Consider the following 20,823-nt stretch of genomic DNA (forward strand, 5'->3'; position numbering starts at 1 on the left):
CCAAGCCATGCGGCCGCAGCCATAGTGCCCTTGGCCGAGGCGCAGGCCGGATCTGGCCGACCGCCTAGGCCGCATGTTCTGGTTGCAACGATTCGATCGAGGTTGAACAGCGGATCATGCCGGGGGACTAGAATCAGGGGTTGTCCTTATTTTCCGGAATGCGTGCCGGCCACGCGATCCGCTCCGGTTGCCGCGCGTCGCATGCATTCAGCGCGGCGCGTTCTTCATCCAGGCCTTTTCTCCCATGAGTACTGCTGCCAAGCCCGTGCGCAACGAAATTCTCGAGGCGCTGCGCAGCTTCAAGAGCGCCTTCTGTTCGGTGGGCGTGTTCAGCGCCATCCTGAATCTGCTGATGCTGGTGCCGTCGATCTACATGCTGCAGGTCTACGACCGTGTGCTGGCCAGCCGCAACGAGACGACGCTGTTGATGCTGACCCTGATCACGCTGGGCTTGTTTGCCTTGCTCGCACTGCTGGAGTTCGTGCGCGGCCAAGTCATCATCCGGGTGGGCGCGCAGGTGGACATGCAAATGAACCAACGTGTGTACACGGCGGCTTTCGAGCAGAACCTGCGGCGCAGTGCGGTGAACGCAGGCCAGTCGCTGGGCGACCTGACGACGATCCGGCAGTTCGTGACGGGGCCGGCATTGTTTGCCTTCTTCGATGCGCCCTTCTTTCCCATCTACCTGGCGGTGATCTTCTATTTCAACACCAAGCTGGGGCTGCTGGCACTGGTGGGTGCGGTTTTGCTCATGCTGCTGGCCTGGGTGAACGAGCGGGTGTCGCACAAACCGCTCAAGGAGGCCAACTCCATGGCCGTGGTGTCCAGTCAGCAGGCCACCAACAATCTGCGCAACGCCGAGGTGATCGAAGCCATGGGCATGCTGCCTGCGTTGCGCAATCGCTGGTATGGCGTGCACGACAAGTTCCTGCGCCTGCAAGCAGAGGCCAGCGACAAAGCTGCCACGGTCACGGCCGGCACGAAGTTCGTGCGGCTGTCCCTGCAGTCTCTGGTGCTGGGGCTTGGGGCTTTGCTGGTGGTGGAGGGCGAGATCACTGCCGGCATGATGATTGCCGCCTCGATTCTGATGGGCCGTACGCTGGCGCCAGTGGAGCAGGTGATCGGCGCCTGGAAGCAGGTGGCGGGCGTGCGCAGTGCCTATGGCCGCCTGAAGGAACTGCTGGATGCCAATCCCGCACGAGTCGCAGGCATGTCGCTGCCGCCGCCCAAGGGCAATATTGCTCTGGAGGGCGTGCTCGCGGCGCCGCCGGGTGTGACTGCGCCTGTGCTCAAGGGCGTCAGTTTCGCGGCCGAGGCTGGCGACGTGGTCGGGATCATCGGACCCAGCGCGTCGGGCAAGTCGACACTGGCCCGGCTGCTGGTGGGTGTGTGGCCCGCTGCGGGCGGCAAGGTTCGCCTGGACGGCGCGGACGTCTATCAGTGGAACAAGGACGAGCTGGGGCCCTATCTGGGCTATTTGCCGCAGGACATCGAATTGTTCTCGGGCTCCATCAGCGAGAACATTGCCCGCTTCGGGGAGGTCGATGCCGAGAAGGTGGTGCAGGCGGCCAATCTGGCGGGCGTGCATGAACTGATCCTGCGTTTTCCCAAGGGTTATGACACGCAGCTGGGGGATGGCGGTGCGGGTCTGTCCGGTGGGCAGAAGCAGCGCATCGGTCTGGCGCGGGCTCTGTATGGGCTGCCGAGGCTGATCGTCCTGGACGAACCGAACTCCAACCTCGACGATGCCGGAGAGCGTGCGTTGTCGGCCGCGCTGGCACAGCTGAAGGCCTTGGGCCGAACGGTGGTGGTCATCACGCACCGGACGAATCTGCTGAGCGTGACGGACAAGCTGCTGTTGCTGGTCGAGGGGCAGGTGCAGGCCTTCGGTCCTTCGCGGGAAGTGCTGGCCACGTTGGCGCGGTCGGCTGGAGCGGCGCCAGCCGCGTTGGCAGGCGTGCAACCTCAACCGAACAAGCCGATCTGAGTCTCATGAATCTCAAGCTTCCTTCCAATGCCGGGGGCGCCAAGCAGGAATTGGCCACGCCCGTGGATGTCGAATTGGTTTCCGGTGGGCGCTTCGATGAGCGGCGCTTCACGCGCTGGGGCTGGCTGCTGGTGCTCGGCGGTTTCGTCGGTTTCATGGTGTGGGCGGCGTTCGCGCCGTTGGATCAGGGAACGCCGGTGAGTGGGACCGTGATCGTGGGCGGCAACAGGCAGGCGGTACAGCATCCCACTGGCGGAATCATCGAAGACATTCTGGTGAGTGAGGGCTCCGTCGTGAAGCAGGGCGACGTTCTGGTGCGCATGAACGCGACCACGCCGACCGCGCAGGCCAATGTGCTGCGCAGCCAGTTGACGACCGGCTTGGCGGTGCAGGCGCGTCTGCTGGCGGAACGCGACGGGCTGGCGCAGGCCCAGTTTGCCCCGGAGCTCAAGGCGCGGGAGGGGGAGCCGGAGGCCGCCGGGGCCATGGCGCTGCAGCGGCAACTGCTGGCTACGCGTCGCGCGGCGCTGCAAAGCGACCTGTCGGTGATTGAGCAGACCATCCGCGGCCTGGAAATTCAGCTGGCCACGCTGCGCGAAAGCAACCAGAGCCGCCGCCTGCAGGAAGCTTCGCTGAAGGCGCAGTTGGCCGACACGCGCGAACTGTCCAACGAAGGCTATGTGCCGCGCAATCGGCTGATGGAACTGGATCGTCAATATTCGCAATTGGTGGCCGCATTGGCCGATGACGCTGGCATGAGCGGACGCATCCAGAGCCAGATACTGGAGCAGAAGCTTCGCCTGGCCCAGCGCCGTGATGAATATCAGAAGGAAGTGCGCACCCAACTGACAGACATCGAGCGCGACGTGCAGACCACACAGGCGCGACTGAAGGCTGCGGAGTTCGAGTTGGCGCATGCAGAGGTGCGTGCGCCGGCGGGAGGCATCGTGGTGGGTATCAACGTGTTCACGCGCGGTGGCGTGGTGGGTGCTGGTCAGAAGCTGATGGACGTGGTGCCGCAGGATCAGCCATTGGAGGTGGAGGGGCAACTGCCAGTCCATCTGGTGGACAAGGTGCATCCGGGTTTGCCGGTGGATTTGTCCTTCCCGGCTCTCAACCGCATCACGACGCCGAATGTCCCGGGTGAGCTGACCGTGGTGTCTGCAGACCGCCTGACTGACGAGGCGACGCACCAGCCCTACTACAAGGTGAAGGCGAAGGTCACTCCCGAAGGCGTGAAGGCCTTGCACAACCAGCAGATTCGACCTGGCATGCCGGTGGAGATTTTCGTCATCTCTGGCGAGCGCTCCTTTCTCAACTATCTGATCAAGCCCCTGCGCGACCGAGCCGCGCGTGCGCTGACGGAGGAGTGAGCGGGATGCATCCACGACGCAAAGTACTGGCGCGGTGCGTGACCTTGCTGCGCCCGCTGGCTGCGGCGTTGCTTGCAACGGGAGCCTTGGCAGCGCATGCCTTCAATCTGGATGACGCCCTTGTTGCTGCGCGCCAGCATGATGCCCAGTTCCGAGCCGCGGTGGCAGAGTTCGAGGGCAGCAAGGAGTACCGCATCCAGGGGCGTGCCGGCTTGCTGCCCGAGGTGTCGCTGAGCGGGTCGGCGTCGCGCAATCACCTGGATCGCGAGCAGCCTTACACGGACAGCCGGGGCGTGGAGCAGATCGCGAAGACCAGCCAGACCTATGATGCCAACAGCCTGAACCTGCAGGTGAGGCAGGCGCTGTACAACCGCGAGGCGATCGCGAACATGCGGCGTGGGGACGCTCAAACCCGCTTGGGCGCCTGGGTGATGGACGCGAACAGCGACGCTCTCACGTTGCGGCTGGTCGAGGCCTACAGCAGAGTATTGTTGGGTCAGGAGCAGTTGCGCCTGGCAGAGGCCCAGGTTTCGGCCATGACGGAAGGTGCTAGGGCGGCGGAGCGTCTCTTCAGTCGTGGTGAAGGAACTCGCACGGACGTGCTGGAGAGCACTTCCGGGCTGGAACTTGCTCTGGCCCAGCGCATAGAAGCCCAAGCGGCGCTGGATGACGCTTTGGCGGCGCTGCGGGCCGTGGTGGGGCCGCAGGTCGATCTGTCCTCGTTCCGTGGCTTGTCCGTCGAGCGTTTCGAATTCGAACCGCTGCAACCGGCACGCCTGGAGGATTGGCGCGCATTGGCACGGGAGGCGAATGCAGACATCATGGGGCGGCGCATCGCGGTGGAGGTGGCCGAGCAGGATCTGGCACGCGCGGACGCCGGACATCATCCCCGCGTTGATCTCTATGCAGTGCTCAGCCGCAGCCGCTCGGATTCGGTCAATACGCTCAATCAGCTCAATGAGCAGGCTGGCATCGGTATTCAGGTGCAGGTGCCTCTATACCAGGGGGGGCGGATCAATTCCCTGCAGCGCCAGGCTCTGGCGGGGCTGACCCAGGCGCAGGCTCTTTTGGACAATACCGAGCAAGAGGTAAACCTGAAGCTGCAGACGCAGTACATGGCGCTGTTTTCCGGCGCTCGGCGCATTGTGGCGTTGCAGGCCGCATTGGAGTCGGCGACGGAGCAGATCGAGGCCACGAGGAAGAGCGTGGCAGGTGGCGTACGTATCCGTTTGGACGTGCTGCGCGCACAGCAGCAGCAAACGCAGGTGGCGCGTGAGCTGGCTCAGGCCCGCTTCAACCATGTGATGGCGTGGCTAACTCTGCGCTCCCTGGGCGGGCAACTCAAGCAGGCTGATCTGGGCGAGGTCCAGCGAAAGTTGGAGCAGGGGATGCTGGCCACCCCGGCGCGCATCTCGGCCACAGCGGGGGGCTGATGGCGGCACAGCGTGCGTCTGCGGCCGACGTAGCGATCGAGGTCCAGGGGCTGCGCAAGGTTTACCGCCTCTACGACAGGCCGGTGGACCGGCTCAAGCAGATGCTGCGGCCGCAGGGTCAGGCGCGCTACCGGGAGTTCGTCGCGCTGGACGACGTGAGCTTCGAACTGCGCCGCGGCGAGGTGCTGGGTCTGCTGGGGCGCAACGGCGCGGGAAAGTCCACACTGCTGCAGGCGATCTGCGGCACGCTCACGCCTACCGCCGGCGCTGTGGCGGTGCGGGGGAGGGTGGCCGCGCTGCTGGAGTTGGGCGCGGGTTTCAACCCCGAGTTCACGGGGCGCGAAAACGTGTACATGAATGCGACCGTGCTGGGGCTGAGCCGCGCGCAGATCGACGCGCGCTATGACGCTATTGTGGATTTCTCGGGCATCGGCGATTTCATCGACCAGCCGGTGAAGACTTATTCCAGCGGGATGTACGTGCGCCTGGCCTTCGCCATCGCCACCAGTGTGGATCCGGACATCCTGGTCATCGACGAGGCGCTGTCGGTAGGCGATGGCGCCTTCTCACGCAAGTCCTTCGACCGCATCATGCAGCTCAAGGAGAAGGGCGCGACCATCCTTTTTTGCTCGCATTCCACGTACCAGGTAGAGGCGCTGTGCAGCCGTGCGCTGTGGGTGGAGAAAGGGCGCATCCGCATGGATGGAGCCTCGGCTGCCGTGGTGGCGGCCTACAGCCAGTCGCTGATGAGCGACGCGCCGGTCGCCGCGCCCTCGGTCGTGCGGGAGGGCTCGGCCGTGGCGGCCCAGATGGGGGCGGCGACGCAGGGGCATGCGCGCCTGCTTCAGGTGCGGGCGTCGAACGGCGAGCAGACCGGCGCCCGGTTGGGCATGGAAAGCGGTGAGAGCGACCTTGTGATTGATGTGGCCTTCAGCGCGGACCCGGCGTTGCCGGCGCCGACCCTGGGCTTCGAGATACAAACGGACCTGGGGCAGACGGTCGCCAGCGGTGCCTCGCTGATCGATGACGTGGTGCTGGTGCGCGACGAGGCGGGGGTGGGGCATGTGCGCCTCGAACTGCCGCACCTGCCTTTGTTGCGGGGACGCTATTTCGTCAGCCTCTATCTGGGCTGCGAGCGGATGCTGCATCTGTACGACCACGCGCTTGCGTGCGTGGAGCTGGACGTGCGCCAGCGCGGCCTGGAGCGCGGGCTAGTGCAACTGCCGCATGCGTGGCGCAGCACCGCCGGCAGTGGCCAGGGGTGAGGCGTGCACGTCGCGGTGATGCCTGACCTGCGGGATGCACGTCTGGCGGCCTTGTTCACGCAGGTCTTCGGCGCGCCGATTACGGCGCAGATGCTGGAATGGAAATACGGTGACGGGCGGGGGCGCTGCACGGGCGTGTTTGAGGAGGGGCGCCTGGTGGCCCATTGCGGCGTCACCTTCCGGCGCGCGGTGGTGGAAGGTGCCTGCGTCACTGTTGAGCAGATCGGCGATCTGATGGCCACGGGCAGCAAGCCAGGCGGGCTGGCCCGGGAGCAGTCGGCCTTCCATCTGCTGCTCAGACAGGTATTCGACGCGATGCCCCGGCCCGCCAATCCGCAGGGCATCGCCTATGGCTTTCCCAGTGCCCGTGCCATGCGGCTGGCGCAGCGGCTGGGCTTGGTGCTCGACGTGGATTTGATGCATGAGTTGCACTTTGCGCCCCGCGCGGGCGCGGGCAGCATGGTGGAGCTGGATGCGCTGTCGGCACGCTTCACCGCCCTGGCGGCACGCCTTTGGCGCGAGATGGCTGCGGGCCTGGGCCACGGGCTGGTGTGCGTGCGCGATGCGGCCTACCTGCGCTGGCGCTATGCGCAGCATCCCACGCACCGCTATCGCTTCTTTGCCTTGCGTGGCCGCTGGTCGTGGCGGCCGTCCATGCTGGCGGTGTGCCGTGCCGAGGAAGACCGCTGGGAACTGATGGACCTGGTCGGGCATCCGGCCTACATGCCGCAGGCGCTGCGTGTGCTGCAAGCCTGCATGGCCGGTCATGGCGCCGGTGGCCTGATGCTGTGGCTGACGCGCGCCCACGCACAGCGTCTGGGCGCCCTGGCCGACAAGGTGCAGCCCCTGCAGTTCCACATCATCGCGAACCCTGCCAGTTGCCCTGACCAGCCGGGCCGTTTCGTGGACCGCTGGTGGCTGACCGCGGGAGACACGGACTACCGATGAGCGTCGGCAACGAGCCCTTGGGCGCTTACGTGGCCTTGATCGCGCGCGCGCGCCGGTTGCGGCGCCTCCCGTGGGCGTGGAAGGCCCGCCTAGGCATGCGCGAGGGGCGGGCGCGTTCCTTTCTGCTGTCTCGCGAGGCGGCGATCGTTGCGGCGATGCAGGCCAGGCTGGGCGTGGATGCGCAGTCTGCGCAGGTGCACTTTCGGCAGCTGTGCGAAAGCACGGGGGTGGCAGCGCAGATGGTCTGGCATCTGCCGTTCATGGACGACGCATGGCTGGGCCTACGGGTCCGACTGGAAGACGAGTCGCCGATGGCGGATCTGGCGTGGCGAGGCGGGCTGGTGGTGTCGCACCACTCGTACCACCAGAACCTGCTGCCGGTCGCCTTGCGGCGCTGGGGCATCGGCGCTCATCCGGTGGCCAACTCGCCGGCGGTGTTCTCCAGCACCGCATTCGGCGCGCATGGCTTTCTGCAGGAATTTACCCACTACCTCGACCGTGCGACGGTGGCGCAATTGGGACGAGGGGCGCAAGCGCTTTACATCGACCGGAAGCGCGCGTTTCCTCGCGAGGTGCGGCAGGTGTGGACGCGGCGCGAAGTGGTGTTCATGTGCGCGGATTTCAATGACGCCTTGCCGACACAGTCGCCGCATGCCTTCCTGTCTGGAACGTTGGCACCGCCCACGGGCCTGATGCGCATGGCACTGGCGGCGGGCGTGCCGGTGTTTTTCGCCGGCCTGGCCTGGGACGGGCAGGCGCGGTGCTACCGCATGGCCTTGCAGCCTTTGCGCCTGGACGGGCTGGACACGCTGGTGCAGGCCTATGTGGCTGCGCTGGACGCCTGGATTCGCCGCGCGCCCTGGAGCTGGCAGGGGTGGGAAAGCATGGCGGGTGCCGGCGCATGAGGCCGGACCGGACGCCGAAGGGGGCCGTTCACGCCTGGCGCGGATGGCTGACGGCCGTGACGATCTGGCTGGCGCTGGCGGCGACGGCGGTGCTGATCCCGCCCCTGCAGTCGCCCGACGAAGGCGGCCATCTGGCGCGGGCTGCCATGCTGGCCGAGGGGCGCCTGTTCATGCACGCGCCCCCGGGCCGCGACAGCGGCAGCGAATTCGATGCGAATCTGGTGCGCTTCGTGGTGGTGGGCACCTCCATCTCTGGCGCGCCGGATGCCACCCACGGGCCGGCGCAAAAGCAGGAACTGGCAGCGCTGCGCTGGGGCGGCGCGCCCATGTTCGTCGAGGCGCCCGCCATGAGCTACTACCTGCCGCTGCTCTACATGCCGCAGGCGCTCGGCCTGTCTCTGGGGCAGGCGCTGGACCTGAGCATCCTGCAAAGCTACTGGCTGGCGCGGGGCGCCAGCTGGAGCGCCTGCACCTTGCTGCTGCTGCTGGCATGGCGCGTGATGCCGCTCAGCCCACTGGCTGTGGGCCTGATGCTGCTGCCCATGACGATGTTCCAGATGGCGTCGCCCACGCTGGATGGCATCGTCGGTTGCCTTTCGGTCTGCGCCCTGGCGGTGTTCTGCCGGGCGTACCGGGAGCAGGATTGGTTGACGATGCCTCGTGCGTTGCTCTGGGTTTGCGCCATCGCGGCGCTCGCGGCTGCGCGCACGCACCTTCTGCCGCTGCTGCTGCTGCCCTTCGTGCTGGCGTGGCGGCACCGCCGTGCGCGGGAGGCATGGCTGGGTGGCGCGGCTGCCGTGCTGGCCCTCGGCTGGGTGTTGGCCATGCTGACCCTCACACGGGATACGCGCATCCCGCGCACCCACGGCTCTTCGGAATTGCTGGCGCATTACATCCGTCATCCGCTGGATTTCCTGCAGGTGGTCTGGGCGTCTTTGCGCGACCCTGTGCTGGGCGCGGGCTATGCAGAAGGCTTCGTCGGCCGCCTGGGTTGGCTGGACACGCCCCTGCCGTCCGGCAGCCACGACTGGCTCTGGCTGGGTCTGGGCCTGTGCGCCTGCCTGTCGCTGGGCTGGACACCCCAGACCGGCGAACGGCGCGCCTCTGAGCTCTGGGCGCGCATCAGCCTTGGCCTGGCGGCCTTCGCGTCGGTGCTGCTGACTTTTCTGGCGCTGCTGGTGACCTGGACCGCCCAGCATCCGGCCACGCATGTGGATGGCATCCAGGGGCGGTACTTCCTGGTGCCGGCACTGATGCTTGCCCATGCGCTCAGCGGTACGGCGCCCGAGCAGTGCTGGCGGCGCAGGATCGCGGGCGCGCCCGTTGCCTTGCTGGCGGTCATCGCCTTCGGGGCGTTGTCAGGGTGGGCGATCGTGGCGGCGCTGGTCGCTCGCTATCATTTCCCGTTTTCTTGACGTTGGGGCGGCCGGGGGCCGCTGCGCCGTCTTGCGTTCTGGAGCCCCGCGTGGAAGCCAAGCTGATTCCCTTTTCCGTATCGCCTGTGCCTGAGGGGGAGTCCGTGCTGGCGTTGGCGCCGCATCCGGACGACGAAGTGTTCGGGTGCGGGGGGGCGCTCATGCTGCATGCGCAGGCCGGCGCACGCGTGCACGTGGCAGTGCTGACCGACGGGGATGCGGGGGGCGAGCGGGGCGTGCGGCGTGCCGAGAGCATCCGGGCGGCTGCCGTGATGGGCATTGCCGAGCCCGAGTTCTGGGGGGTACCCGACCGGGGCGTGCTCTATGGTGAAGCGCTGGTCCTGCGCATCGTCGGGCTGATCGAGGCCCTCGGAATTCAGGTGTTGTATGCGCCGTCATTGTGGGAAAACCATCCAGACCATCGCGCCACGGCCCTGGCAGCGCGCGAGGCTGTGCGGCGCCACGGCGGCTGCGCGCTGATGGCCTACGAGGTCGGGGCCCCGCTGCGCCCCAATCGGCTGCTCGACATCACGGCCGTGCAGGAACGCAAGCAGGCCGCCATGAAGTGTTTTGCGTCGCAGCTGGCGGTCCAGGCCTACGACCGCCACCTGACGGCCTTGAACGTCTTTCGAACCTACACCCTTCCTGCCACCGTGGAGGTTGCAGAGGCCTTCGAGTTCGCCGATGCACAAATGCTGCGCGCGCGCGCGCAGTCCTATCTGGAGTCCGAGTACACCCGCCAGCGCGAGGCGCACCTCGTGCTGCTGCCCGAAGACACGGACATTGTCAGCGTTCTGATCCGCAGCATGGGGCGTCCCGAACTGGAGCGGGCCTTGTCGTCCGTGGCTGTGCAGACCTGGCCGAGGGTGGAAGTAGTGGTTGTGAACGCCAAGGGCCAGGCACATCCTCCTTTGCCCGAGTGGTGCGGCCGTTTTCCGCTGCGTCTGGTGGAAAGCGGGCAGCCCTTGCAGCGCAGCGCGGCCGCCAACCGCGCGCTGGATGCCGCAAGGGGCGATGTGCTGCTGTTCCTCGACGATGACGACTGGCTGGAGCCCGATCACCTGGCCAAGCTGATGCAGGGGCTTGAAGCCCGGCCGGACGCGATTGCGGCGGTGACCGGCGTGCGTGCGCTGGACGCTCAGGGGCAGGAGTTGATGACATGGACAGGCAAGGATGGCGTGCATCGGCTGATGCTGGCCAACCAGATGCCCATCATGAGCGTGCTGTTCAGGCGTCCATGGCTCAATGGGGCGAGGTTCGACGAAGGGCTGGATATCTACGAGGACTGGGACTTCTGGCTGCAACTGGGGGAGCGTGGTACTTTCGTGGGCGTGCCCGGTGTCAGTGCAAGTTACTTGATCCGCCCCTTTGATGGCTCAGGAGTTCACCAGAAGGAGGTCGCGGCCGCAGGGCTGCGTCGGATCCGGGACAAGTGGCGCAAGCGCTGGCCAGACAGCTGGTATGACAGGCTCGAAGCCGATCTGGTCGCCAGTGAAGGGCGCTGCCTGGGTCTGCAGCAGCAGGTCCGCGATGCCGGCCTGGCGCAGCAGGCCGATCAGGCCGCCATCGCTGAGCTGCGACAGGCGTTGGCTGCTGCGCAGGCCGCCCAGCAGCGGGCGCAGGAGCAGCATCTGACCATGCAGCATCTGCGCAACATCGCAGAGCAGCAGCGTGCACAGGCTGAGCATCTCTGGACTGCCACCGATCAGTTGCGTGTTCAGTTGCTGCAGGAGCGTGACGCATTGGCCGCAGAGCTGGAGCGAACACAGCGGACATGCCAGGATCTGGACGCCCAACTGACCGCCGTGCTGAGTTCGCGCTCGTGGCGTCTGGCGGCGCCTGTCAGGCTGGCCGGAAAGACGCTGCGCCGCCTGCTGGGGCGCAGCGCCTGACGGCCGGGCACCGGCCTTCGTTCCTGCCGGTGCAGGGCAAGGGGCGCCGATGGTCCGGACGGCCCGGGCTCTCAGAAGGTGTATCTCAGTCCCACATGTGCGCTGTTGCCTCTGAGGCGGAACAGGCCGATGTTGGCGCGCTGATGAAAGACTTCCGCGCGTGCAATCACTTGCCAGCGCCCCTGGAACGGGGCCGAGAGATAGCTCAGGTTGAGCTGGCTGCGGGTCAGCCGCCGGCGTACGTCGCCGAACAGGATGCTGTAGAACTCGGCATCCCGGCTGTGGGCGTAGGAGGCCTGCATCTCGACCTGCCCCCAGGCTGAAAGATCCATGCGGTAGCCGACGGCAAGGTCCTGCCGGTATTGCGTGCCGCCGGGCCTTTCGCCGCGGGCCCGGTCTTCCCCGGCGCGCGCCAGCAGCGTCCAGCGATGCCTGCCATGGGCGCAAACGCCCGCGAGCTGCAGGGCGTGCATGTCGCTGAGCAGTCCGTCCTGCGTGGGGTGATGCCGCCATTCACGCTCCACGCTTCCCTGGATGCGGCACGGCCATGCGCTTTGGAGCCCGAAGCGCTGATCGATGCCCACCGCGGCGCGCTCCCGCTGGAAAAGCGCACTGCCGCCGTAGTTGTAGTCGAGCGTCGAGATCGCAAGGAACCATTGCCGGGCGGACGACGGGGTGTCGCTGCCGCCGAAGCTCAGCATGGCGTCGGCTTGCCATTGGCGAGAGCCCGCAGCGCTGAAGTCTGGCGTGTTGCGCTGCCGCCAGTCCAGCAGCGTGGAGAGCACCATGCCCTGACCGAGCGCGTGACTGCTTTCCAGCCGGGCCTCCACCAGGTGGCTGGAGGATGGCTGCGGCAAGGACTGGGGGGCCAGCTCCAGCGTGACGGGGGTTTCTCCAGGGATGTTGAAGGTCAGGCCTCGTACGGACGGGCCGGCATTGGCGTTGCTTTCCCGGCCCGTGAGCAGGCTGACTTCGCCGCGCCACCGATGCCTGGACAGGTTGCGTTCCGGCGGCGGGGCGATGGCCGCGATCAACTGCCGCGCCCGCGCATCGGGTGCCAGCTCGCGCTCGATGAAGGATAGTACGGCCAGCGACTCATCGAAACGCCCCAGTGCGCGCACCACCCTGGCGTAGTCCAGCCAGGCGGCGACGTCGTTGGGATGCAACATGACATGCCGCTCGATCAGCGGAAAGGCTTCAGTGAAGCGTTGCGCGGCGATTAGCGAGGCGAAGTCCGTCTCATTTGGGCCGACTGCTCCCCCTGCTCCGCTCGCCTGCTCGCTCTTTTGGCGGGTAGCAGGCGTGCTGTCTTCAGGATGTCCTTGAAGCGTCTGCGACTGCGCCGATGCGGTGAACACCAGCAGCGCAAGCGCCCATCCTGGTAGGAATCCGTTCATCACACGAACCGCACCTGCGAAGCACTGACAAAATCTACCAAGGTGGTACGGCTCAGGGAAGCGCGGCTTGGGGAGGGGTTTCAACGACCAACGACAGTCGGAAATCGAAGACCTGAACACGCCATACGAGGGGCGTGCATGGCAACGTCGACGAGAGTGGGAAGAAGCGTCGTGTCAGCAAGCGGATGGGACGTCATCGGGTCCAAGCGGTAGCTCCATACAGGAGGATGCCTGGCGTCAGCGTGTGTTCGAAGGCATATCCGGCTTGCTGCCCCCTGTTGGCCAGAGCCCCGCTGAGCCGCATGGTCTGTCCGTAGTAGTCGGAGAGGAAGCGGCCGTCCGACTCGATCTTGCCGACAGCACTCATGCTCACGACGCCCGCGTTGGCGGGCGCGACGTCCAGGTAGGTGGCAAAACGCTGCGTGTCGAAATTCATCGACAGCCCTGCGCCCGTGACGGTGGCAGGGGTCAGGGTGTTGTTGGTCAGCGAATACACCTCATACCTGGACAGGGCAAAGGTGGCCTGGCCTCCGGTGATGGGCAGGGCTCGCGAGCTATTCGAGCGCAGCAAGCCAAATACGGCATTCCCGCCCGCGGCTTCATCGCGGCCGGGTCGCCGTTGGCTCGCGTAGCTGCTGCTGGCATCGGCCGGGTCCGCGTACGCGGCCCAGCGTCCCCACCAGATCTGGGGGTTGTCCTCGGCCGCAAGCGTGATCGGTTCGGCCACCACCGGGGGCCTGGTGGGGATTTCGGTGGGCGGCTTCGGAGAAACTTCCAGGTCCGTGTCATCACGCGACTTCAGCGCGACCGGAATGACTTCCGCCCATTGCTCGGCGCGGCTGGTCGTCACGCTTTCCGCCGCCAGCGCGGAGGCCTGGTGCTTGGTCACTTCGCGAGCATCCGACAGCACGACGGTGTTGTGCGTCCCGGCGGTCTGCGTGGATGGATTCTCTGTGGTTTGTACGTCCAGGCGCCTGGGTACCAGATGGGCCACGGGATCCATGGCCCCTGCCTGGATCGCATAAAGCCCGCGGCCCTGCTCGTCTAACTCCAATGCCGCTGCACCTGCGCAGGGGCCCAGCGCTGAGGCGGAGCACCCTCTCCCCAGCGGCGACATGATGATCGCCCCCTGGAACAGGCTCGCCCGCGTCAGATCCTCGGTCGTCTGCACGTTGAAGTCCGTGCCCCGGATGCCGATGGCCGCCACGGGCGTGTTGATGCGGAAGCGGTCCTTGGTCGCTTCGCCCGCCTTGCCCGTGATGGAGCGCAGGGCCCCCTCCTGCAGGAAGAACCGGATGCGGTTCTGGCTCGGGTCGTTGGGGGCGTAGGTGTAGTCGTCGATGCGCAGGCGCGTCATCGGCCGCACCGCGACGGCCGCGCCATCGATGAAGCGGATGTGCAGGTGGCCGTTGTCGCTGGTCTCGATCTGCTGGCCGGGCATGACGGCGCTGCCGCGGCGCAGCACGGTGCCGGCCTCGGGGCCGCTGGTGATGCGCGCCTCTCCGATCATGAACGTGACTTCACCCGCGCGGTCGGGGACGGCCGCGTGGGCGGCCAAGGCCCAGGACAGGGCTGCAATGAGAGGCAGGCACGCTGTTTTCATGGTGTCATCCTGTGATCGGAAATCGTAGGCTTCTCGTCCAGTGCTGCGAATACCTCGCGCGGCTCGCTCAAGCCTTCCAGAAGGAATACGCCCTGGCTGCGGTGCAGGTGGCGCGGCAGCCGAGCGGCGATTATCGGCCCGATAAGCACGCCTTGGGCCAGTTCGGCCGTCAGCTGTTGCAACCGGATCGCCACCGTCACCGCCTGCCCCAGCGCGGTGTGGTTGCGGCGCGAAGCGGGGCCGAAGGAGCCGATGAGCACGCGGCCCTGTTCGATGCCCACGCCGACGGCCAGGGGCTCCAGGTCGGCCGCAGGCTGGGGCAGCAGGTCGGCGGCGAATCGGACGATCTGGTGCGCCGCGCGCAGGATGTATTGCGGATCGGCGCTGCGGGGCCAGGAGGCCAGGACCGCGTCGCCCACGTATTCCTCGATGGTCCCGCCGTGCTCCTCCACGGCCTGCGCACACAGACTGAAGAACAGGTGCAGCACGTGCGCCGATTCCTCGGCCGGGCGCCGTTCGCACCAGGCCGAGAAGTTGCGGATGTCGGCATGCAGCAGCACCAGCTCCGCATGTTGCGCGTCCAGTTCATTGGCCGGCACGCGGAAGGCGATGGCTTGGGCCGTGGAGCGCGGCAGGTAGCTGGCCAGGTTGTTGTAGACCAGTTCGCGTTCGTGTCGCGTGATGGCCAGCTCGGCGGCCCCCAGGCCCATGCCGGTCAGGGTGGCGAAGGCGGCCGGCAAGGTGGCGCCCACCCACAGGTGCTGCTCGATCAGCAGCCAGCCCTGCAGGCCGTACAGGCCCAGCGCCAGCAACAGGCCCGCCACGGGCAGGATGACGACCAGCGCCCGCCCGCGCCGCATCGACAGGGCCAGCAGCGCCAGCGCGGCCACGGCCGCCGCCAGCACCTGGCCCAGCCGCTCGCCGCGCGGCACGTAGGGCGTGCGGTCGTCCAGCAGCGCCGAAATGAGCTGCGTGTGCACTTCCACGCCCGACACCGTGCCCCCCAGCGGGGTGGGCACCGCGTCGGCGATGCCGAGGGCCGTGGCACCCACCAGGGCCCAGCTGCCGCGCAGCAGCTCGGCGGGCGCCTTGCCCTGCAGCACGTCGGCCGCCGAGATGGAAATGAAGGCCGAGCGGGCCTTGGCGTAGGAAGCCAGCCACTCGCCGTTCGCGCCCAACGGTACCGAAATGCCCGGCAGCTGGGGATGGGCGATGTGCCACGCCGGCTCGAGCAGGCCGGCGCCCGGGGTGACGGTGAGCGTGGGGGGCAGGTCGCTGGCGCGCAGCAGCGCCGCCAAGGTCAGCGACGGGTAGACCTTGCCGTCGAAGCACATGAGGGCCGGCACGCCGCGCACCGTTCCGTCAGGGCTCACGGTGGGGGTGATGTGGCCCGCCGCCGCGCCGCTGATGTTCTCGCTGATGCCGAGGTAGCCGCGCGCCGCCACCGTATAGGGGCCGCAGCCCGGGCTGTCCAGCGGCGCGGCCAGCCGGCCCACGCGTGGCGGGAAATGCACGTCCTCGTCGCTCACCAGCACCTGCCCCAGCACCAGCGGCAGCGAACGCGCCGCCAGCGACAGCTGCGCGTCGCCTTCGCGTGCGTCGGGCAGCACGATGTCGAAGGCGACCAGGCCGGTCTCCATCGCATGCAGGCGCTCGGCCAGCTCGGCCAGGCGTTCGCGCGGCCAGGGCCAGGGGCCGATCTGCGCCAGGCTCTTTTCATCGATGTCGACGATGACGACGCGCCGTTCGGCCTGCGGCAGGGGCGAGGCGCGCCACCAGAAGCCGGCCGTGCGGTCGTCGATGCCGCTGCTGAAAGCGGGCCAGGCCCACTGCAGGCCGCAAACGCCCAGCGCCACGAGCAGGAGGACGAGCACGCGCAGACGCCAGCGCGCGAGCCTGGCGTCCAGGGCGGGGGGGCGCGCGCCGAACATCATGGCCGTGAATTTAAGGCTCTCTTGCGACAGCGCATGTGCGGCTGGTCACAACTGAGCGCAATCTATTACTCCGATAATCTTCGGCCGGCTGCAGGTCCCCGTGCCCTCAGCCTCTTTTTGTTTGTTTCCGGACCAGAACTTAGCCCCGCTTCTTCGCGTGCCCATCCTGAATGTCGTTGCCCGTGGCCTGCCGTTGCTCGACGGCCTGCCGGATGAGGCGCTGGAAAAGACGGCCAGTCAGATGACGGAGCAGGCGTTCGCGCGCCGGGCGGTGATCCTCAAGAAGAACGAGCCGGCACACGGCTTGTTCTTTCTGATCGACGGGCGCCTGCAGGCGGTAGATTTCACGCTCGACGGGCGCGAGGTGGGCCTGTTCTTCATCGAGGCCAAGCAGACCTTCGGCGAGCTGGCGCTGGCCGACGACGGGCTGCAGCCCGAGTTCGTGATCTCCGTGGCGCAGTCGCGCGTGGCCTTCCTGCCGGCGCCCGCGGCGCGCGAGCTGCTGGCGCGCTACCCGTCGGTGGCCAACGGCGTGCTGCGGCGCATTGCGCAGCGGCTGCGCTCGGTGACGGACCAGCGCACGCTGATCGCGCTGCCCAATCCCATGCAGCGCATCTGCGTGCAGCTGGTCAAGCTCAGCACCCGCCAGGCGGACGCCAATGGCGGGGGCAACAGGCTGGTGCTGGTGCGCCAGATCCCCACGCACCAGGAGATCGCGATCATGGTCAACACCAGCCGCGAGACGGTGACGCGGGTGTTTCAGGCGCTGGTCAACAAGGGGGTGATCCAGCGCGCGGGCAACGACGTGGAGGTCACCGACCCGCAGTACCTGGAAGACCTCGCAGCAGGGAAGATCGAGCCGCCCAAGCTGTCCTGAGCCCCGGCTGCAGCCCCGGTGATGAGGGGCAGGGTCACTCGGCCAGTTCGTTCACATGCGTGCCCGGCTCCAGCCGGCGCATGTTGGCCACGCGGCCGTCTTCCAGGTGCACGATCAGGTTGCACTCCTTTTCCAGCAGCTTGGGTGAGTGTGAGGCCAGCACCAGGATGCCGGCGCTCGTGATCATGTCCTTCATGCGCTGCTCGGCCTTGGCGCGGAATTCCGCGTCGCTCACGGACAGCCATTCGTCCATGAGCAGGATGTCGGCCTGCACGCTGGTGGAAATGGAGAAGGCCAGGCGCATGGCCATGCCGGTGGAGTACGTGCGCACGGGCATGGCCAGGTACTCGCCCAGGCCACTGAATTCACAGATCGAAGGCGTGAGCCGGTCGATCTCGCGCTTGGTCAGGCCCATGACCAGCCCGCGCAACGTGATGTTCTCGAAACCCGTGGCCTCGGGCTCGATGCCCAGGCCGGGGTCGATCAGGCTGGCCACGCGGCCTTCGCGGATGAAGCGCCCGCCCGCCGGGTTGTACACCCCGGCCAGGGTGCGCAGCAGGGTCGACTTGCCGGCGCCGTTGTGGCCGATCAGGCCCACCCGGTCGCCGTTCTTGAGTTCGAGGTTGATGCCGCGCAGCCCCTGCACGATGGTGACCCCCGTCTCCTTGCCGAAGCGCCCGCCGCTGACCGATGCGGCCACCGTCTTGCGCAGCGAACTGGCGCCGGCGCCATAGATGGGAAAGTGGACGGACACGTCCTGCAGCGAGATGCGAGCCATGGGCCAGGTCGGTGGGCGCTAGAGCCAGTAAACGATGCGGCGGCGGTGCTTGGAGAACAGGTAGGCGGCTGCCACGATGTTCACCGCCGTCCACGCCAGCATGCCCAGCCAGGTGCCCGCCGACGGCGCGTGGCCCAGCAGCGGGGCGCGCAGCAGGTCGAGCAATTGCGCCAGTGGGTTCCACAGCACGTACTGGGCGCGGTCCGGCAGGTTCTCCGGCATCCAGAACACGGGCGTGAGGAACATCAGGAATTGCATGACGCTGATCACGATCTGCGCCACGTCGCGAAAACGCGCCGATACCATGCCCAGCAACAGGCCCAGTGCATGCGCGTTGACCAGCGCCAGCAGCATGCCGGGGATGAACAGCAGCATGTTCCAGGACAGCGGCACGCCCGCCCACCAGGCCACCGGCACGTAGAGCACGATCTGGTGTGCGAGCTGGATGGTGTTGCGCGCCGTACTGCGCCACACGAACATGGCGACCGGGAAGTGCCCCTGCTTGAGGTAGTTCGACGACAGGATGAAGATGTTGCAGGCATCCACCACCAGGGCGTTGAAGAAACTCCAGAAGATGATGCCCAGCGCCAGGTGCGGAAAGTAGCGGCCCAGGTCGGTGCCGAACAGGCCGCTGTAGAGCGGCCCCATGCCGGCGATCATCACGCCCATGCTCAGCGTGAGCCAGAAGGGCCCGAGGATCGAGCGCCGGTAGCGCAGCAGGATGTCGAACCACGCCATCGTCCACCACACGTCCACCCGGCGCGTGCCTTCCCACCAGTCGGCCCAGGCGCTGCGATGAAGGTTCGAATAGGCAGTGGTCATGCGAGGCGATAGAGGCGAACCCGGTATTCTATCGACGGGGTTCTGACGCCTCAGGGACGGGCGCCCGCCCAGGGATAATCGCGGGCTTTGCCCGTCCCGACGGCCTTTGGACCGCCTCCCGGCTGCTGCGCACGACCGACCGCCCGTGGAACAGAACCCGCTGCCTCATCTCAAGTACCGCCCCGACATCGACGGCCTGCGCGCGATCGCCGTCATGGCGGTGGTGCTGTACCACGCCTCGCCGCATTGGCTGCGCGGCGGCTTCGTGGGCGTGGACATCTTCTTCGTCATCTCGGGCTACCTGATCTCCACCATCATTTTCGGTAGCCTCGCCGGCAAGGGCTTCAGCTACGCCGAGTTCTACGCGCGGCGCATCCGCCGGCTGTTCCCATCGCTGCTGCTGGTGCTGCTGTGCACGCTGGCCTTCGGCTGGTACGTGCTGCTGGCCGACGAGTTCCGCCAGCTGGGCGAGCACGTGCTGGCCAGCGCGGGCTTCGTGCAGAACCTGGCGCTCTGGTTCGAGTCCGGCTACTTCGACACCGTGGCCGAGAGCAAGCCGCTGCTGCACCTGTGGTCGCTGGCGGTGGAGGAGCAGTTCTACATCGTCTGGCCCGTGCTGCTGGGCCTGGCCTGGTGGGGCCGCCGCCGCATGCTGCCCTGGATGCTCGCGGCGGCCGGACTGTCCTTCGCGCTGAGCCTGGTGCTGGTCTTGCGCGCCCCCGACGCGGCCTTCTACATGCCGCTTGCGCGCGTGTGGGAACTGGCGGCCGGCGGCATCCTGGCCTGGCTGGGCCTGCGCCGGCAGGCGCATCACACCAGCCGCAGCGGACAGTGGATGAGCGCGCTCGGCCTGGTGCTGATCGCGGCCGGCGTGCTGCTGATCGACCGCCACAAGTACTTCCCCGGCTTCTGGGCGCTGCTGCCCGTGCTGGGCACCTGCCTGTGCATTGCCGCGGGGCCTGGCGCGTGGCTCAACACGCATGTGCTGGGTTCTCGGCCTTTCGTGTGGATGGGCCTCATCAGCTACCCGCTGTACCTGTGGCACTGGCCGTTGCTGGCCTATGCGCGGGTGTTGGAAGAGGGCGTCGACCCGCCGCGCGCCGTGCGCTTCGGCGCCGTCGGCGTGGCCGTCCTGCTGGCCTGGCTCAGTTACCGCTTCGTCGAGAAGCCGCTGCGCCATCGCCACGGCTGGCCCGTGATGGCGGCGCTGGCGGGTGGCATGGGCGTGCTCGCGCTGCTGGGGGCCGCGATCTGGGCGCAGAAGCTGCCGGCGCGCATCAGCGACCCCGGCGTGCAGCAGCTGGTGGCGGCTGGCAGCGACTGGGCCTACCCCGACGGCATGAAGCCCTTCGAGGTCCACGGCCAGGTGTTCCAGCGCGTGGACGGCAGCGGCGACGGCCGGGGAACCGTGCTGCTGATTGGCGACAGCCACGTGGAGCAGCATGGGCCGCGCGCCACCGAACTGGCCCGCACGCAGCCCGGGCACCTGAGCCGCCTGGTGTTCGCGACGCGCGGCGCCTGCCCGCCCATCCCCTTCCTGCTGGAAGACCGCGACCCGGTCTGCGGCGAACGGCTGGACGCGGCCCTGCGCTATGCGCTGACGCCCGAGGTGGGCACGGTGGTGCTGGGCGGCTGCTGGTCCTGCTATTTCGACGTCGGCGACGCGGCCAACGTGCCGGGCGCCAATGCCGCGCCGGCGCCGGACCGGTACTACTACCTCGAAGGCGGCCAGCGTCACTACCTGCGCGGGGGCGACGGGGTGCAGAAGTCTCTCGACGCCCTCGGCGCGCTGCTGCGCCAGCTGCAGGGCGCGGGCAAGAAGACTTTCCTGCTGCTCAACATCCCGGTGGGCGAAGCCTTCGAGCCGCGCAGCCGCCTCAGCGGCGAGCGCTGGGGCCACATGACGGCCGCGCCCGTGTCCATGCACGCGCCCTTGCCGGCTTCGCAGAAAGCGCTGCACGAGCGGCTGGCGCGCATCGCGCAGGCGAACGGGGCCCGGGTGCTGGATCCGCTGCCCACGCTGTGCACGCCCGAGGGCCAATGCCTGCGCACCGATGCCGAGGGCGCGCCGGTGTACAAGGACGCCACCCACCTGCGCGCGCGCTACGTGCGCGAGGCGGCCACGTACATGGACGCTGCGTTGCTGGCACCGCCTGCGCTGGCGCCTGCCGGTGCGTCTATACGATGAGAAACC

15 protein-coding genes are annotated in these 20,823 nt (G+C 67.5%); 10 read left to right on the forward strand and 5 right to left on the reverse strand.

All coding sequences use genetic code 11. The features are described 5' to 3' along the window. Positions 1-244 precede the first annotated feature (244 nt). Genes LG388_RS00375 through LG388_RS00410 form a run of 8 tightly spaced genes read left to right on the forward strand, consistent with a single transcriptional unit; the run spans position 245 to position 11,218 of the window. Positions 245-1,987, forward strand: coding sequence for a type I secretion system permease/ATPase (locus LG388_RS00375; RefSeq protein WP_225781785.1), 1,743 nt, complete (start codon positions 245-247; stop codon positions 1,985-1,987). A gap of 5 nt (positions 1,988-1,992) precedes the next feature. Further along, the gene (locus LG388_RS00380; protein ID WP_225780871.1) at positions 1,993-3,360 is read left to right on the forward strand and encodes an HlyD family type I secretion periplasmic adaptor subunit; all 1,368 of its coding nucleotides are present in this window, start codon (positions 1,993-1,995) and stop codon (positions 3,358-3,360) included. A gap of 5 nt (positions 3,361-3,365) precedes the next feature. Beyond that, positions 3,366-4,793, forward strand: a complete 1,428-nt coding sequence (locus LG388_RS00385) for a TolC family outer membrane protein (protein ID WP_225780872.1) — start codon at positions 3,366-3,368, stop codon at positions 4,791-4,793. Continuing rightward, entirely contained in the window at positions 4,793-6,058 is a 1,266-nt protein-coding gene (locus LG388_RS00390) for an ABC transporter ATP-binding protein (RefSeq protein ID WP_225780873.1), read from the forward strand. The genes LG388_RS00385 and LG388_RS00390 overlap by 1 nt, the downstream gene beginning before the upstream one ends. 18 nt (positions 6,059-6,076) lie before the next feature. Next, positions 6,077-7,006 (forward strand): GNAT family N-acetyltransferase, encoded by a 930-nt coding sequence (locus LG388_RS00395; RefSeq protein WP_225780874.1) that lies wholly within the window; start codon positions 6,077-6,079, stop codon positions 7,004-7,006. Then, positions 7,003-7,911 carry a hypothetical protein gene (locus LG388_RS00400; RefSeq protein ID WP_225780875.1) on the forward strand — a complete coding sequence of 303 codons (909 nt, stop codon included), beginning with the start codon at positions 7,003-7,005 and terminating at the stop codon, positions 7,909-7,911. Before LG388_RS00395 ends, LG388_RS00400 begins: the two co-directional genes overlap by 4 nt. 56 nt (positions 7,912-7,967) lie before the next feature. Then, positions 7,968-9,326: a DUF2142 domain-containing protein gene (locus tag LG388_RS00405; protein WP_225780876.1), complete on the forward strand. Its 1,359-nt coding sequence runs from the start codon at positions 7,968-7,970 to the stop codon at positions 9,324-9,326. A 50-nt stretch (positions 9,327-9,376) separates the two neighbouring features. Next, the gene (locus LG388_RS00410) at positions 9,377-11,218 is read left to right on the forward strand and encodes a PIG-L deacetylase family protein (protein WP_225780877.1); all 1,842 of its coding nucleotides are present in this window, start codon (positions 9,377-9,379) and stop codon (positions 11,216-11,218) included. Positions 11,219-11,289: 71 nt separating this feature from the next. Here the strand turns inward: LG388_RS00410 and LG388_RS00415 are convergent, their stop codons facing one another. From LG388_RS00415 to LG388_RS00425, 3 genes are all read right to left on the reverse strand, one after another. Continuing rightward, positions 11,290-12,615, reverse strand: coding sequence for a tetratricopeptide repeat protein (locus LG388_RS00415; RefSeq protein ID WP_225780878.1), 1,326 nt, complete (start codon positions 12,613-12,615; stop codon positions 11,290-11,292). A gap of 193 nt (positions 12,616-12,808) precedes the next feature. Beyond that, positions 12,809-14,218, reverse strand: coding sequence for a FecR domain-containing protein (locus LG388_RS00420; protein ID WP_225780879.1), 1,410 nt, complete (start codon positions 14,216-14,218; stop codon positions 12,809-12,811). Continuing rightward, complete coding sequence (locus LG388_RS00425) at positions 14,215-16,092, reverse strand: CHASE2 domain-containing protein (protein ID WP_225780880.1); 1,878 nt, start codon at positions 16,090-16,092, stop codon at positions 14,215-14,217. Before LG388_RS00425 ends, LG388_RS00420 begins: the two co-directional genes overlap by 4 nt. 217 nt (positions 16,093-16,309) lie before the next feature. Here LG388_RS00425 and LG388_RS00430 point away from each other — a divergent pair, with 217 nt between their 5' ends. Then, positions 16,310-17,029 (forward strand): Crp/Fnr family transcriptional regulator, encoded by a 720-nt coding sequence (locus tag LG388_RS00430; RefSeq protein ID WP_225780881.1) that lies wholly within the window; start codon positions 16,310-16,312, stop codon positions 17,027-17,029. A gap of 34 nt (positions 17,030-17,063) precedes the next feature. Here the strand turns inward: LG388_RS00430 and LG388_RS00435 are convergent, their stop codons facing one another. Continuing rightward, the gene (locus LG388_RS00435; RefSeq protein ID WP_225780882.1) at positions 17,064-17,807 is read right to left on the reverse strand and encodes an ABC transporter ATP-binding protein; all 744 of its coding nucleotides are present in this window, start codon (positions 17,805-17,807) and stop codon (positions 17,064-17,066) included. Positions 17,808-17,825: 18 nt separating this feature from the next. Beyond that, the gene (locus LG388_RS00440) at positions 17,826-18,629 is read right to left on the reverse strand and encodes an ABC transporter permease (protein ID WP_225780883.1); all 804 of its coding nucleotides are present in this window, start codon (positions 18,627-18,629) and stop codon (positions 17,826-17,828) included. 145 nt (positions 18,630-18,774) lie between these two features. Between LG388_RS00440 and LG388_RS00445 the strand changes: the two genes are divergently transcribed. Beyond that, positions 18,775-20,817 carry an acyltransferase family protein gene (locus LG388_RS00445; protein ID WP_225780884.1) on the forward strand — a complete coding sequence of 681 codons (2,043 nt, stop codon included), beginning with the start codon at positions 18,775-18,777 and terminating at the stop codon, positions 20,815-20,817. Positions 20,818-20,823 lie beyond the last annotated feature (6 nt).

The organism is Xenophilus sp. Marseille-Q4582 (assembly GCF_916700565.1).
GTDB lineage: Bacteria > Pseudomonadota > Gammaproteobacteria > Burkholderiales > Burkholderiaceae_C > Xenophilus.

What these genes read in the sequence shown, in the direction of transcription:
- LG388_RS00415 (WP_225780878.1), bottom strand. Translation starts at nt 12,615, where the DNA reads ATGAACGGATTCCTACCAGGATGGGCGCTTGCGCTGCTGGTGTTCACC.
- LG388_RS00440 (WP_225780883.1), bottom strand. Translation starts at nt 18,629, where the DNA reads ATGACCACTGCCTATTCGAACCTTCATCGCAGCGCCTGGGCCGACTGG.
- LG388_RS00420 (WP_225780879.1), bottom strand. Translation starts at nt 14,218, where the DNA reads ATGAAAACAGCGTGCCTGCCTCTCATTGCAGCCCTGTCCTGGGCCTTG.
- LG388_RS00380 (WP_225780871.1), top strand. Translation starts at nt 1,993, where the DNA reads ATGAATCTCAAGCTTCCTTCCAATGCCGGGGGCGCCAAGCAGGAATTG.
- LG388_RS00385 (WP_225780872.1), top strand. Translation starts at nt 3,366, where the DNA reads ATGCATCCACGACGCAAAGTACTGGCGCGGTGCGTGACCTTGCTGCGC.
- LG388_RS00395 (WP_225780874.1), top strand. Translation starts at nt 6,077, where the DNA reads ATGCCTGACCTGCGGGATGCACGTCTGGCGGCCTTGTTCACGCAGGTC.
- LG388_RS00435 (WP_225780882.1), bottom strand. Translation starts at nt 17,807, where the DNA reads ATGGCTCGCATCTCGCTGCAGGACGTGTCCGTCCACTTTCCCATCTAT.
- LG388_RS00390 (WP_225780873.1), top strand. Translation starts at nt 4,793, where the DNA reads ATGGCGGCACAGCGTGCGTCTGCGGCCGACGTAGCGATCGAGGTCCAG.
- LG388_RS00375 (WP_225781785.1), top strand. Translation starts at nt 245, where the DNA reads ATGAGTACTGCTGCCAAGCCCGTGCGCAACGAAATTCTCGAGGCGCTG.
- LG388_RS00400 (WP_225780875.1), top strand. Translation starts at nt 7,003, where the DNA reads ATGAGCGTCGGCAACGAGCCCTTGGGCGCTTACGTGGCCTTGATCGCG.